The following is a 14,511-nucleotide window of genomic DNA, read 5'->3' on the forward strand; positions in this document are numbered from 1 at the left end:
AGAATACGCGACTCCGCTCACAGACTGATGCGCATGGCTTGTGCAGAGCGCACGGCTTTTGCGCGGGCGGCATCCACGCTGCTATCTCGTGCGAGAGTGACGGCCATGCGGCGCTGGCCACTGACGTTCGGCTTACCAAAGAGGCGCACTTGCGTGTCTGGCTCTGCGAGGACTTGATCCAGCCCACCGAAGGTCACGCGGGAGGACTCACCCTCCACCAGCACGGCACAGCTAGCACTAGGGCCGTGGAGATGGATGTTCGGCACCGGGAGGCCCAGGATGGCACGCACATGGAGGGCGAACTCGCTCAAATCCTGCGAAATGAGGGTGACGAGGCCCGTGTCATGCGGCCGTGGTGATACCTCACTGAAAATGACCTCGTCACCTTTGACAAAGAGCTCCACGCCAAAGAGACCGCGCCCGCCGAGTGCCGTCGTGATCTTCCCCGCCATGTCCTGCGCGGCGGCGAGTGCGGCAGCGCTCATCGGATGTGGCTGCCAGGACTCGCGGTAGTCACCTTTGATCTGGATATGGCCCACCGGCGGGCAAAACGAGGTGCCACCGACATGGCGGACAGTGAGCATGGTGATCTCGTAGTCGAAATCGACAAAACCCTCCACGATGACCTTGCCCTTGCCAGCGCGGCCTCCCTCCTGCGCATATTTCCAAGCGTGATCGATGTCTGCTGCGCTCCGCACCACGCTCTGGCCTTTGCCACTGCTGCTCATGATCGGCTTCACCACGCAGGGCATGCCGATTTTTTCAATCCCCGCGCGGAATTCCGCCTCGGTAGCGGCGAAGATGTAGGGCGATGTCTTGAGCCCTAGCTCCTCCGCAGCGAGACGGCGGATGCCTTCGCGATTCATGGTGAGCTGCGCTGCACGTGCTGTGGGCACCACGCACTGGCCTTCATTCTCCAGTGCCACGAGGGTGTCCGTAGCGATCGCCTCGATCTCAGGCACGATGAAGTCGGGCTTCTCCACCTGGATGAGTCTGCGCAGCGCTTCTCCATCGAGCATGGAGACGACGTGGTGTCGGTGAGCGACCTGCATGGCCGGCGCATTTTCGTAGCGATCTACCGCGACGACCTCACAGCCGAGGCGCTGGAGCTCGATGACGACTTCTTTGCCCAGCTCCCCGGAGCCGAGGAGCATGACTTTGGTAGCGGAGGAGGAGAGTGGGGTGCCGATGGTGGCCATACGGCCAGGATGTAGGCAGAGACTTGGCGTGCGGCAATTCTCAATTACGATCCGGCGTGTCTTATCCAGGCCCCAGGCTGCCCTCCCGGCTGCAAAAACTGCTCCACAGGCCCCTCGCTGCTGTGCGAGACCTCGTGTACCCAAACTCCTGCACCGCCTGCTCCCAACCCATCCCCGCCCACGAGGAGCTGAGTAGCCTGAAGGCGTGGTTTTGCCCGAAATGCATCCCTCTGCTGCCCTGGGCACAGGCCCCATACTGCCAGCGCTGCGGCGAGATGTATGATGGAGCGATCCAGCGGGATTTTCAGTGCCAGAACTGTGAGGGGCTGAGCTACCACTTTGATTTTGCCATCTCAGCATGCTCTGCGAGCGATCCCGTGCGGGAAATGATCCACCGCTACAAATACGGTGATCAGCTCTACCTGCGCGGAGCGCTCTCGGCCCTGCTGACCCATGCTTTGGAGGAAAAGCGCCTCTCAGCCCTCGATCTCGGGAGCTGGCTGCTCGTACCTGTTCCACTGCATGCAGCGCGTGAGGCACAGCGCGGCTACAACCAGAGCTGGGAGCTCTGCGCACGGCTCTCCCAGCGCACGGGCATCCCCGCGCTATCCGTGCTGGAGCGCGTGCGCGAGACGCCCTCTCAGGCACGGCTCACCCGGCACCAGCGATTGGAAAACCTGCGCGGAGCCTTCCGCATGTGCCCGCAGCGCTTCAGGGCTCCTGCGCCGGATGTGCGCGGCCGCCACATTTTGCTCGTGGATGATGTTTTCACGACCGGTGCCACCACCAGCGAGTGCGCTCGTGTTTTGAAGCAGCAAGGCCAGGCCGCTCAGATCATCGTACTCACCGTGGCACGGGGATAAAGCACCCGCAGCACAGGAAAAGCGGAAAAACACGCCCATTCCCGCGTTCAAGCCATTGCTATGAAATCGACCACACTCATCCTCGCAGCCGTCGCCGCCACGAGCGGCCTGATCCACGCCCAGGAGGCGAAACCCCATCCAAAACAAGCCTTTGAGCAGCTCATGGAGCGGGCCAAGGACGCCAAGAATGCTGGCCGCACCGACGAAGCCAGTGAACTCGCCGCCCAGGCCGAAAAACTCCGCCACGAAATGCATGAGCTGCGCATGCAAAAAAAACCCGAGGGCAGCCCCGAGCTCAAAAAAGAGCCAAAGCACCACAAAGAAGCTCCCCCGGCACATTCAGCCGACAAAGTGCCCATGAAAGGCCCTGAGGCCGAGCGTCTGCACCACATCATGCAGGCCGTCGAGCACCTCCATGCCGCCGGACTCAAAGAACCCGCCCACCACATCGCCCAAATGGCGCAAAACATGCGCCGCGAGATGGAGGAGCGCATGAAGCATGAGCACGCCCAGAAAGCCGCAACCGCAGCCCCAGCGAAGCACCATGTCCCCCAAGCAGAGCTCGAAGAACTGCGCCAGCAGCTCCGCAAAATGCAGGAGCACATCGACCTCCTCGCGGCCGAGCTCAAAAAGCAGCGCGGCTGATTCGTCCGCACTTTATAGCCGTTCGACTGGCTTTAGACCGCCATCGCGGGGCCAGCACCCTGCGCCGGCCCCTCGGCCCATGCATTCACACTGGCCTTTTGCGCCAGTTCACGCTATATCGCGCACCTCGCTTCCGGCATGCCCGTCCTTTTCCCCCCATCCACTGCCCGCTTCCTCTGCTGCGCTCTATCCTTTGCGCTCGCAGTCCTCTGCGCCCCCCAACAGGCCTCTGCCCAGGCAGGCACCACCATCCGCCTACGCTTAGCAGACGGCTTTGACTTCCCTGTCGGCAAGCCCAATGCCGATGGCTACTACAAAGCCCGCGGCTACTGGCCCAATGGCCACCTCGGTGAGGACTGGAATGGCAACGGCGGCGGCGACTCCGACTCAGGTGACCCCATTTACTCCATCGGGCGTGGCGTCGTCATCTTCTCTCAAAACATCTACAAAGGCTGGGGAAACTGCATCCTCGTGCGCCATGTGTTTCGTGAAAAAGACGGCCGCATCGCCATGGTGGACTCACTCTACGCCCACCTGCTCCAGCGCCTCGTCAATCTCCATGACCTCGTCGAAAAAGGCCAACTCGTAGGCACCATGGGTGGGAACAGCGGCCAATACCCCGTGCATCTCCACCTCGAAGTGCGGCATAACCTCCACGTCGGCATGAATCGCATGCAGTTCCCTCGCGATAACAGCGTCTATTACAGCCCCACCGCCTTCATCAATGCCCGCCGCAGCCTCGCTACCGACACACGCCTCTATGATGTGCCCGTGAACAACTTCGCCAAATACGGCGGCTCCTCCTACGATGACCGCAGTGACTCCAACTCCGATGTGAAAGTGCCCTCCTTCAGCGGCAAGCCCCTCACTCCACCCACCGAGGTGCGTAAACCCCAAATGCTCAATCCCGAGGATGACGACTTCTGGTCCCGCCTCCGTGCGAAGATCAAGGGCGGCAAAGTCACCCCCGGCGACGAGAAAAAGTAAGCCCCTCCTTTCCTCTGCCGCGAATCTTTGCGGTGTGACGTTCCGTAATCCCCCAGGCATGAGCAGCAGCGACACCGAAGAATCCACCCTCCCCGAAGGCTACGATGTCGAGATCGTGCGCGGTGTGTGGGCTCTGGCCCAAGTCGTCGCCGGGAACGACCCCGAAATCTGGCGCAAAGATGAATTCGGAGCCTGGATACACCGCCAGGAGTACCGGAATCGTCGCAGTGAATTCGGCTGGGAAATCGCCGATTACGGCTACAGCCGCCGCAGCCTCGGCATCGCCTCCCTGCGCCCGATGCAGTGGCAGAACCACCTCGACTTCATGGTCGCCTCTCGCCACCAAGCCGTCATGACAGCCGACGGCCTGCGCAACACCCGCCGCCTGCTCTAGAGCGACACTCTTTTCGAGAATCGGCCTGAGTTGAGCCGTTGACCATTTTCACACTCAGCGGGGCCAGATTCGTGCAAGAACTCGTCCCACTCCGGCCTCATCCTCTGCGATGCAGCGCATCTCCATCATCGACTCCCACACTGGCGGGGAGCCCACCCGTGTCGTGATCGGCGGCATCACCGCCCAAAACCTCGAATCCTACCGCCGTGCCATCATCTGCGAACCACGCGGCCATGAGGTCATCGTCGGCGCACTGCTCGTCGAGCCCAAAGACACATCCTGCGCCGCTGGCGTCATCTTTTTCAACAACGTCGGCCTCCTCGGCATGTGCGGACACGGCATGATCGGCCTCATCGCCACACTGCGGCACCTCGGACGCATCACCGCCGGCGAGCACCGCGTCGAGACACCTGTGGGCATCGTCACGGCCACGCTGCATGCCGATGGCCGCGTCAGCATTCGCAATGTGCCATCTTACCGCCAAGCCAAGGCCGTGAGCGCAGGTGGAGTCACTGGAGATGTCGCCTGGGGCGGAAACTGGTTTTTCCTCGTCGCAGATCATGGGCTCGATCTCACGCTGAAAAACGTCCCACAGCTCACGCAGGCCACCTTAGCGATGCGTGAGGCCGTGCGAGCCGCTGGCTACCCAGAAGTCGATCACGTCGAGCTTCTCTCCCCACCGCACGACACCGCGAATCACAGCCGAAACTTCGTTTTATGCCCCGGCGGCGAGTACGACCGCTCCCCCTGCGGCACCGGCACCAGCGCAAAACTCGCCTGCCTCGCCGCCGATGAAAAACTCGCCCCCGGCGATCTCTGGCAGCAGGAAAGCATCCTCGGCAGCGTCTTTGAAGGCCGCTACGAGCCTGCTGAAAGCGGCATCATCCCCACCATCAAAGGACAGGCCTTCATCACCGCTGAAACAACCCTACTTCTTGATCCCGCAGACCCTTTTCAGCTCGGCATCGGCACAATCACCGATCCCGTCACGCCATGAGCCCATCCCTTCTCCTCTTCATTCCTCTGTGCCTCTCGGTGTCCTCTGTGGTAGCCCAGATCACCGATCTCCCCAAGCGCACCGAAAACACCGTCTTCCGTGATCGTGTGAAGGCGCATTGGCTGCCAGATGGCAAAACGTTCTGGTATCGTATCCAAACAGCACCTGGGAAGACCGAGTACGTTTTGATCGATGCCACGAAGGGCAGCCGACAAACGGCCAATTCTCTCAAAGGACTCGGTTTGCCAGAAAAAGAAGCCGCGAAGACTTCCACGCTGAAAATCGAGCTACGCTCCACAAAGCGCACGGGCGAATCCTCGGGGCTGAAATTCATCAACAAGCTCGGTGAAGATGTCGATCTGTTTTGGATCAATCAACAAGGCGAGCACCTGCGCTACGGCTCCATCAGAGCAGAAAGCGAACGCGAGCAGCACAGCTTTGAAGGCCACGTATGGCTCATCACCAGCCGCACCGGCGAGCACCTCGCCATCGTCGAAGCAGAGGCCACCGTGAAGACATTCATCATCGACGGCAAAGGTCTCACGAAAGCCAAAAATGAGCCGAAGAAGCCCCAGCAGCCCGGAAAATCGCCCAATGGTGCATTCACCGTCTCCAGCGAGGCAGAGGCCGTGTCGAAGCGGAAGGTGACCATCGTGGATTCCTCACCAAAAGACAGCCTCCAGCCGAAAACGCTCGTCATCGACTACATCAAGCCCGGCGATCCGCTGCCGAAGCCTCAATTGGTCATCACGCAGTCCGATGGACGGAAGATTCCTCTGCCACGGGACTTGTATGAAAACCCCTTCAACACGGAAGGCCACATCGACGTCACATGGTCGCCAGACAGCCGTGAATTCTACTTCGACTACAATCAGCGCGGCCACCAGCTCTACCGCATCCTCGCCGCGAATGCGCAGACGGGCACCCTACGCGTGGTGGTGGAAGAAAAGAGCAAAACCTTCATCCACTACTCCGGCAAAAGCTGGCGTCACTGGCTGCACAGCAGCAACGAACTCATCTGGATGAGTGAGCGCGACGGCTGGTGCCATCTCTGGCTCTACGACGTGCAAACGGGCCAGCCCATGCATCAAATCACCAGGGGCCAGTGGCCCGTCCGGGAGGTGCTACACGTCGATGAGGCAAAGCGGGAGATCTGGTTCCTCGCGAGTGGTTTACGACCGGTGGAGGACCCCTATCACCTCCATCTCTGCCGCGTGAACTTTGACGGCAGCGGCTTCCAGCACCTCACTGCGGGCGATGGCAATCACCACGTCGAGCTCTCGCCAAAACGTGACTTCTTCATCGACACCTGGTCCCGTGCCGACCATCCCCCCGTCACCGAACTACGCCGCAGCAGTGATGGCAGCCTCGTGTGCGATTTGGAAAAGGCAGATGCCTCCGCGCTACTCGCCGCAGGCTGGACGATGCCCGAGCGCGTCATCGCAAAGGCTCGCGATGGCAAAACAGACATCCACGGCATCATCATCAGGCCCTCGGGCTTCGACGCGTCGAAGAAATACCCCATCGTCGAGGACATCTATGCCGGACCACACGGTGCCTTTGCCCCGAAGGATTTTGATCGTCAGCTCCGCATGCACCAGATCGCCGAGCAGGGCTTCGTCGTCGTCAAACTCGACGGCATGGGCACCAATCATCGCGGCAAGGCCTTCCATGATGTATGCTGGAAAAACCTCCAAGACGCAGGCTTCCCAGATCGGAAGCTCTGGATCACCGCAGCCGCCAAAACACGGCCATGGATGGATTTGAGCCGCATCGGCATCTACGGCGGCAGCGCAGGCGGCCAGAATGCCATGCGTGCACTGCTCGATCATCACGACTTCTACAAAGTCGCCGTCGCGGACTGCGGCTGCCATGACAACCGCATGGATAAAATCTGGTGGAACGAGCAGTGGATGGGCTGGCCCGTGGATGAGTCCTATGTGAAAAGCTCCAACAAGGAAGACGCCCATAAGCTCCAAGGCCACCTCCTCCTCATCGTCGGCGAACTCGATACCAACGTCGATCCCGCCAGCACGATGCAAGTCGTCGCCGCACTGCAAAAAGCCGGGAAGGCTTTTGACTTCATGCCCATCGCCAGCACCGGCCACGGCGCCGCAGAGACGCCGTATGGATCAAAGTTAAGATTGGATTTTCTCGTGCGGCACCTCAGGCCATGACCAATCCCATGAGCCAATCATTGGAAACAACCACTCAAACTCGGCTACTGCTTCACTCACGAGGCGGCACCGCCAGCACCTGCTTGTCCACCAGCAATCGCTCCCGCAGCTTCGCATAGCTGACGCTTTGCACGGATATGCCCGACTCCACCGCCATCACTCCAGCAGCGGCAGTAGCCTGTGCCGCAGCCATGAAGGTGAACTCGATGCGATAGGCACCGTAGGCCACGTAGCTCGATGACGGGCAAGTGGGGCTGAGGAGGTTGGTGCATTCGGAGGCCTTGGGCACAAGGCAGCGATACGGGATGCCGCAGGGGATCCAGTCGGGCTCTTTCGACACATTGAAGACCGCGCCTTCATTCCACACGCGACCGTTTTTCACGAGGCAGCGGGCGCTGTGGAAGTCCGGTGGCCACCAGATCATACCGACGCTGTCGTTCACGGGCTCGGGGTTCGCTTTGCGCAGATGCGCCTCCGTCAAAACGAAGTCGCCGACCATGCGGCGGCCGTTGCGGACATACAAGGCACGCGGCCAGCCGGCGTTGTCGGTGAACTCATCTTTGCACAGGCCCCACGCGGCCCAGGCCTCGCGTTGCTTCGCGGGCACGGTCTCGTCATGCGCCATGAACCAATACAGGCCGTGGATGTAATCGCGGCTCTCACGCAGCATCGTTTCGCGCTCGGTGTAGCTCGCGATGGGGTAGCGATGATTCCAGCCGGTAAAGTTCGAGGCCAGCGAGTGCCAGGTGCCGGGATCGCTCTTGCCATTCGGCACGGCGGCATGGGGCGGGCTGATGACGCCACCTGCGGCGAGGTAGCGTCGCTGCATCTCGTAGTGCGCCGCATTGTAGTTCGCGGGTTTTTCGATGGGGCGTCGGTTCTTCGGGGCCTTCGTTAGGCAGAGGCGAAAACAATAGCCCTGGATGCTCTCATCCGCCGCGCCGTGCTCGCCGAGCGGCGTATCCTGCACGCCAAAGATGAGGCCGCTCTTCGGGTCGCCGGGCGTGCGATACGGGTCGATGGGCTTGTCGTGCTGCTTGTGCGTCGTGTCGGTGCGGATGCCGTTGTTGGTCTCGCCATACTTCGCATTGCCCTCACGCCCCAAGGCAAAGCTCAGGCCCGCGAACGCGAGCAGATCGCCCTCATACGTCGCGTCGATGAACACCCGTGCCCGCACCTCGGCCCCATTGTCAAAATGCAGCGCCGTGATGCGCGTGCCGTCCTTCGTCACGCCTTTCGCTTCCTTCAAACGATGCCCGCGCAGCACGGTGACGCCCGATTCCTTCGCCCACGCCTCCCAAACCGCCTCCGCCACATGCGGCTCAAAGCGCCAAAGCGACGTGTTCTTGCCCTTTGCCGCCAGCATCGCCTCAAACGCCGCCTTGCGACCATACTGCGCACTCACGCGTCGATAAAACTCCAGCGCCAGCCCACCGACCGCCGGGCTGTTTTGAAAAGGCTGGTTGTCGATGTCCGTGCCGCCGAGCCCCTCCACGCTCATGCCACCGAGATGCTGCCCCGCCTCCACGAGAATGACCTTCTTCCCCATCTTCGCCCCCTGCACCGCCGCGATCACACCCGCGCTCGTGCCGCCGTAGATGCAGAGATCGTTTTCGAGTGGTGCCGCCGAAACGGAGATCGCGAGGGAGGTGAAGAGGATGACGAGGAAAGACTTCATGAATCAGTTGAATAGGCGTTTTCGGACCGGTTTTGGACAGCTCAATTAAACGAGGCATTTGCCAGAGGTCCGGCATGACCTGACTCCACAGAAGTTTGCATTAAGTGCAATGTTTTGTGCCGTCAAAGCTCAGTGAGCCGCCTTCTCAACACCTGCACGGACCTCGACAACCGCTGTTGCTCCAGCGTTTCCAGATACTCCTCTGCGGACTTGGGTGGGTTCCTGAGACTGGCTCGATGCTGGCGCATGAGCTTCACCACGGCATCTTCATCCGTGGAGAGCAACTGCATGAGCAGGTCATCAGGCGTCCAGCGTGCGATGCCCTGTGCTACCAGAGTCGCCGGTGGGAAGTCGCTGAGATTCCAGGTCACAATGGCATCCGCCTCAGCTTCGATGGCGGCAGCCAGCACATGCCGGTCGTTCTCGTCTGGCAGGGAAAGGTTTTCGATCCTCCACTCATAGCCGCTCACTAGACAGTCTCCCGCGTGCAGATCCATCAGTTGGCGCGTCCGCTCCAGTTGTTCGAGGGTCAAATCTGGCCGCTCACGCAGCACCGCCGTCATCCATTCCTCGTGAATCTTCTCCGACCACCTCGCCTGGATCAGTTCATGCACCGCCAACCGCATCAACAGATCCCGCAACGCCGCTGGGTAGAGGACGCAGGCATCAAGCAGGACGATGGGAGGACTGGGAATCAATACCCCATTTTAAGCCTCTGCCCCTCAGCGGCAAGCTCGTCGAGCACCGCCAGCCGCGCCTCCTTCTCACGCTGCTTGTAGGCCAGCACATCCGCCGACAGCGCCCGCCGATGCGTGCCCACGCGGCGGCTCGGGATCGCGCCCTCGTCGAAAAGCTTCGCCGCATACGGACGCGACACCTTCAGGATCTCCGCCGCCTCTTGGGGCGAGATTTCCTCCTCCACTGGCATCATCGCCACCGCCTTGCCCTCGGCCAGCCGCGCCACCGCCGCGATCATCATCTGCATCATGCCCACCGGCACAGCCACCTCTTTGCCGTCGATCTGCACCGCCACCGACTCTTTCCGCCCAAACTTCATCCCGCCCATCTGGCGCTGTGATTCCTTCGCGACGATCACATCGCGTTCCGTGGGGACAAGAGCTTCAGAGAGTGCAGGCATGGCGGTTTTCCTTCTGGTTGAAGGCTGCCACACAACCGCATTGGGTGCAATATCTGAAATAAGTGTAATATGCGAGAATCGGATCCAATCTATGGAATTAGCCCCCAATCCAGGATTCGCGCTTGTATTTGGGCGCTAGGAAGGATCAATGGGAGGACTGGGTGCGTTAGCTGGGAATAGAGGCACAAAAGACCCCACTCGGCCAGAGGTTGGTTGTTGCCTCACTGAACCGATGAGCTAGTCTCGTTCGTCTCCCTCGCACGCAAATTGCTTCATGCCTTCCGCCGCCCAAGTTAAAGCCCTACTTCAGAGTCACAGCAGTGGCGATGACGAGCGCTTTTATGCAGTGGCACTTCAGGTTGCAGCTGCTGAAGCCCGCAATGGTCACGAGACTTTGGCACGGGACTTGAGATCGATTGTCGATCAGGCCAAAACGAGGACTTCTGAGTCAAAGGCTCGTTTCAACGTGGTCCAGATCGCGCAGCCTATGGGGGAGGCGGCAGAGCTTTTGGATTCACGGTTGCCTGAGTTTAGCATCAAAGATCTGGTGCTCGCAGACTCGGTGCGTGAACGCGTGATGAGAGTCATTCATGAGCAACGCCAGATGAGCCGACTTCAGGCACATGGCCTACGCCCGCGGCAGCGTCTATTATTCACGGGGCCGCCAGGCTGCGGCAAAACGATGACCGCCTCGGCCATTGCTTCGGAACTTCACTTACCTTTGTTTGTTGTGCGCCTGGATGCCCTCATCACGCGTTACCTCGGCGAGTCGGCAAACAAGCTCCGACTCATCTTTGACTCCGTAAACCAAAGCAGAGCGGTCTATCTTTTCGACGAGTTCGATAGTATTGGTTACTCCAGGGACGGTGGACAGGATGTGGGCGAGATGCGGCGAGTATTGAATGCCTTTCTCGTCTTTATCGAAAGCATGCACAGTCATAGCTTGGTGATCGCGGCAACGAATCATGGCTCACGACTGGACAAGGCGCTGTATCGACGCTTTGACGACTTGATCGAGTTTAGCCTGCCAGGGGACGACGAGATTCGTCAGATGATTGAAACTCGGCTCCAGTCAGTTTCGGCTCCAAAGCTTGGCTGGCAAAGAATTGTCAAAGCGGCGCGGGGATTGAGCTTTGGTGAGATCGGGCGTGCTTGTGATGACGGGATGAAACAGGCGGTGATGAAGGAGACGGCCAATGTGAGCACGGCAAGCCTGCTCGCCGCATTGAACGAGCGAAGGCTGTTTCTGCCACCTGCCGAAACCTAATCCCGTTCCATGTCCGAGCCAAACCTGCCACATCTTCAGATCCAGGACTCGGGAAAACCAGAGCGCTATGTGCATCCGCGAGTGCGTGGCTCCAAGAAGTTAAAACTTAAAGAGCGAGACGCAGCGAGTTACGGCAAGAAGCTCCTGGATGAGTTTCGCGACCTGCAAGTAAACGCGCCAGCGTTCTACGCAAAAGACGATCTCTCTGATTGCGGCTTAATTATTGAGTTCGTCGCCGAACCAGGGTTTGCACTGAAAGCGGAGAGTTTTGGCAACGAACGCTCAAAGATTGAGCTGCTTAATCTGCGTGAGATCACTGATCCAAAAACCGGAGCCATCTCGACCTGTGCCTCCGTCTTTGTGCCCTATGGAAAACTGGGGATAGTGGAGAACATGCTCAGGGACTATGGGACTGAGAAGACTGCCAAGGGGCATCCCGAGAACGCTCATCTTGCTAACGTCGCCGCCATTCGCCTCGGCGCTTTGAAAGCGCTTTGGACGGAAGACCTGCCTTTGCCAGAGGACGACTCTCCCCATTGGTGGGAGCTGTGGATTCGACGTAGATTAGGCGATTGGGAGGATCAGTTTGTCGCAGCTTGCGCCGATGCACATATCTCGCTGCCCGCAGACACACGTTTCACCCGCTTGCGCTTACCCGAGCACGTGGTGCGATTGGTTTACGCCACACGGCAGCAACTTGAGGGCTCCTTGAGCCTGCTGAACACACTCGCGGAAGTTCGGCTGCCTCGCCCTTGTTCATTGCCTTTGCGGGAGATGAGTAGCCGTGAGCAGCGTGAGTTTCAGGATGATCTGGTGGATCGTATCGAGTGGCCAGACACCCACGCGCCAGCCGTATGCCTCCTCGACACTGGAGTGAACAACAAGCACCCATTGCTGGAGCCGTTGCTTCGTGATGAGGACTGCTTCACAGTCGATCCACCTTCGGGCACTGCCGACCATCCCGATCCACAGCGGGCGCATGGCACTCGTATGGCTGGACTCGCTGCCTATGGCCCACTGGTTCCTCTGCTCGAATCGTCGGCGACTCATCAACAGAAGCACAATCTTGAGTCAGTGAAGCTGTTGAAGAATACTGGCTCACACGAGCCTGAGCTTTACGGAGCCGTCACAGCTCAAGCAGTGTATTATCCAGAGACACAAAGCCAGCGTGCCCGTGCCTATTGCATGGCGGTGACCGCTCCACCAGCTCATGAAACTGGCGGCCCAACCTCGTGGTCATCTGCCGTTGATGAACTGTGCGCTGGATCAGCAGAGGGAGACTCCGACGAGGTGCCAGTTAAGCGCCTGATGCTGATCTCCGCAGGCAACTCAGATGTGCCCATCCAAGCGCCAGATCAGTATGTGTATCCCGACACGCTCCTGAATGAGCCTGTCCAAGAACCTGCACAAGCATGGAACGCCATCTCTGTTGGAGCCATCACGCATTACGACCGCATTGTTGAGAGTGATGAAGAAGCAACCAATGCTCAACCGATTGCCCAATCCGGCACCCTCTGCCCAACGAGTCGCACCTCCCGCATCTGGGAGCCGAAGTGGCCATTCAAGCCGGACATCGTCATGGAAGGCGGCAACCTGGCACGCACCGCAGACAATGAGATTATTGCGCTGGAATCGTTAAGGCCATTGAGCACCTCCGAGAGCTGGCGTCTCCATCCATTCCGCACCATGCACGACACAAGTGCTGCAACAGCGCTGGCTGCAAGGTTGGGAGCGATGTTGATGCAGCAGTATCCTGAACTTTGGCCTGAGTCGGTGCGGGCGTTGATCGTTCATTCTGCTCGTTGGAACAGGCGGATGTTGGCTGGTCTTGACCCTCATGCCCGTGTGCCAAAGGAGAGAGTCAGAGAACTGCTCCGAGTCTATGGATGGGGAGAGCCTGATCTGGCACGTGCGATGAAAAGCGCCAACAATCGGGCCACGATCCTTTCGCAGAATACGCTCCAACCGTTTCAGCGGATCGAGACCCGTAACTCCGAGGGTAAAGTGCAGAAAAGAATAGGCACTCGCGATTGGCATATCCATGAACTGCCTTGGTGGCCTCGCGACTTGCTGCTAAGGGCTGGCGAGACACCAGCCACGCTTCGAATCACGCTGTCCTACTTCATTGAACCGAATCCGGGGTCAAGAGCCGTCCCCGGCGCACACCCGACTCAAAATCGTTATCGATATGCGTCATGTGGTCTGCGGTTCGAGGTAAAGCACACCTATGAAGCCGAAGATGTTTTTCGGGCGAAACTCAACGCAGCGATCCAGCAGGACGACGAAGGTGAAAGTGATGATGAGATCACGGTGGATGCAAATGCCAGCAATCATCAGTGGGCACTTGGCCCCAAGGCCAGGCGCATTGGAGGCTCGCTGCATCAGGATGTGTGGACTGGCACTGCCGCCGAACTGGCTACGATGGATCGTGTCGCCGTGATTCCAATCAAAGGCTGGTGGGCAACCCGTTCGTTCCCTCCAGGTCATGAACGTCACAATTGTCACGACCGTCGAGTCCGCTATGCGCTGGCCATGAGTATCGAAACTGAGGCCGATCTTCCGATCTACAATACCGTTGCGACTGCTCTAGCGATACCAGTCCAGACGCCGATTGATGTGATGATAGACAGATAGAATTATCGAGGTGGGTTATGCAGCTGAAGGCGGTTAAGTGCGACGCGGCAGGTGTTGAGGTCGTCGATGAAGGATGTTTGCAGGAGGATAGGATTTCCTGCCAAGTGGCATCTTTGGCATGACCAGCGGCGAGTTCTTGGCTGACTTCCCAGGGGACAATGACCTCACCGATCAATTTTGCCAACGAACCCAGTCCTCCAGGCAAGACGGCGTGGAGATGAATGGCCGGGCTAGTGTTGATGACGGTCATGCAGCGTGCGGGCGACGTTCAGATCACTCTCCAACTCGTCCTCGCTCGTCTGCAAGGCGGAGACGCCCCAGCGACCGAGTTCAAGGAGAAAATGCACTCGTGGCATATCCGCGATCTCGGCCGCCTGGCCGGAACTGAGCCTTCCCGTGTCGAAGAGCTTCACGACCATGGCCATGCGTGCCTCGCGCTCGAACTCGCCTTCGGAAAGGTGCAGGGAGCCGAGAAGCGATTCGGGGTATGAGATGCTCAGAGTCTTCATGGGCCGAGTTTATGGAACCAGAA

At 59.4% G+C, this 14,511-nt stretch carries 13 protein-coding genes; 8 read left to right on the forward strand and 5 right to left on the reverse strand.

Features of this window, described 5'->3' with window-relative positions:
• Positions 1 to 17: 17 nt before the first annotated feature.
• Positions 18 to 1,199: a formate-dependent phosphoribosylglycinamide formyltransferase gene (gene purT / locus IPK32_23455; GenBank protein ID MBK8094841.1), complete on the reverse strand. Its 1,182-nt coding sequence runs from the start codon at positions 1,197 to 1,199 to the stop codon at positions 18 to 20.
• A 56-nt stretch (positions 1,200 to 1,255) separates the two neighbouring features.
• On the opposite strand from purT, the gene IPK32_23460 reads away from it, so the two are divergent.
• The 6 genes from IPK32_23460 to IPK32_23485 all read left to right on the forward strand — a co-directional run bounded on the left by IPK32_23460 (position 1,256) and on the right by IPK32_23485 (position 7,262).
• A complete protein-coding gene (locus tag IPK32_23460; GenBank protein MBK8094842.1) occupies positions 1,256 to 2,062 on the forward strand; it encodes a ComF family protein in 807 nt (268 codons plus the stop codon).
• Between the two features lie 60 nt (positions 2,063 to 2,122).
• Positions 2,123 to 2,707 (forward strand): hypothetical protein, encoded by a 585-nt coding sequence (locus IPK32_23465; protein ID MBK8094843.1) that lies wholly within the window; start codon positions 2,123 to 2,125, stop codon positions 2,705 to 2,707.
• Between the two features lie 138 nt (positions 2,708 to 2,845).
• Entirely contained in the window at positions 2,846 to 3,694 is an 849-nt protein-coding gene (locus tag IPK32_23470) for a M23 family metallopeptidase (protein MBK8094844.1), read from the forward strand.
• A 58-nt stretch (positions 3,695 to 3,752) separates the two neighbouring features.
• Positions 3,753 to 4,088: a hypothetical protein gene (locus IPK32_23475; GenBank protein ID MBK8094845.1), complete on the forward strand. Its 336-nt coding sequence runs from the start codon at positions 3,753 to 3,755 to the stop codon at positions 4,086 to 4,088.
• A gap of 118 nt (positions 4,089 to 4,206) precedes the next feature.
• Positions 4,207 to 5,085, forward strand: a complete 879-nt coding sequence (locus IPK32_23480; protein ID MBK8094846.1) for a proline racemase family protein — start codon at positions 4,207 to 4,209, stop codon at positions 5,083 to 5,085.
• Positions 5,082 to 7,262: a prolyl oligopeptidase family serine peptidase gene (locus IPK32_23485; protein ID MBK8094847.1), complete on the forward strand. Its 2,181-nt coding sequence runs from the start codon at positions 5,082 to 5,084 to the stop codon at positions 7,260 to 7,262. The genes IPK32_23480 and IPK32_23485 overlap by 4 nt, the downstream gene beginning before the upstream one ends.
• Before the next feature lie 52 nt (positions 7,263 to 7,314).
• Here the strand turns inward: IPK32_23485 and IPK32_23490 are convergent, their stop codons facing one another.
• The 3 genes from IPK32_23490 to IPK32_23500 all read right to left on the reverse strand — a co-directional run bounded on the left by IPK32_23490 (position 7,315) and on the right by IPK32_23500 (position 10,078).
• A complete protein-coding gene (locus IPK32_23490; GenBank protein ID MBK8094848.1) occupies positions 7,315 to 8,940 on the reverse strand; it encodes an FAD-dependent oxidoreductase in 1,626 nt (541 codons plus the stop codon).
• A gap of 122 nt (positions 8,941 to 9,062) precedes the next feature.
• The gene (locus IPK32_23495) at positions 9,063 to 9,635 is read right to left on the reverse strand and encodes a PIN domain-containing protein (GenBank protein MBK8094849.1); all 573 of its coding nucleotides are present in this window, start codon (positions 9,633 to 9,635) and stop codon (positions 9,063 to 9,065) included.
• Positions 9,635 to 10,078 carry a helix-turn-helix domain-containing protein gene (locus tag IPK32_23500; GenBank protein ID MBK8094850.1) on the reverse strand — a complete coding sequence of 148 codons (444 nt, stop codon included), beginning with the start codon at positions 10,076 to 10,078 and terminating at the stop codon, positions 9,635 to 9,637. The genes IPK32_23495 and IPK32_23500 overlap by 1 nt, the downstream gene beginning before the upstream one ends.
• A gap of 274 nt (positions 10,079 to 10,352) precedes the next feature.
• On the opposite strand from IPK32_23500, the gene IPK32_23505 reads away from it, so the two are divergent.
• Together IPK32_23505 and IPK32_23510 are read left to right on the forward strand one after the other, a co-directional pair.
• On the forward strand, positions 10,353 to 11,345 hold the full coding sequence (locus tag IPK32_23505; protein MBK8094851.1) for an ATP-binding protein: 993 nt from the start codon (positions 10,353 to 10,355) through the stop codon (positions 11,343 to 11,345).
• 9 nt (positions 11,346 to 11,354) lie between these two features.
• Entirely contained in the window at positions 11,355 to 13,979 is a 2,625-nt protein-coding gene (locus IPK32_23510) for a S8 family peptidase (protein MBK8094852.1), read from the forward strand.
• A 230-nt stretch (positions 13,980 to 14,209) separates the two neighbouring features.
• Here the strand turns inward: IPK32_23510 and IPK32_23515 are convergent, their stop codons facing one another.
• Positions 14,210 to 14,488 (reverse strand): UPF0175 family protein, encoded by a 279-nt coding sequence (locus IPK32_23515; protein ID MBK8094853.1) that lies wholly within the window; start codon positions 14,486 to 14,488, stop codon positions 14,210 to 14,212.
• Positions 14,489 to 14,511: the final 23 nt, after the last annotated feature.

The sequence above is a fragment of the Verrucomicrobiaceae bacterium genome (assembly GCA_016713035.1).
Taxonomy (GTDB): Bacteria; Verrucomicrobiota; Verrucomicrobiia; order Verrucomicrobiales; family Verrucomicrobiaceae; genus Prosthecobacter.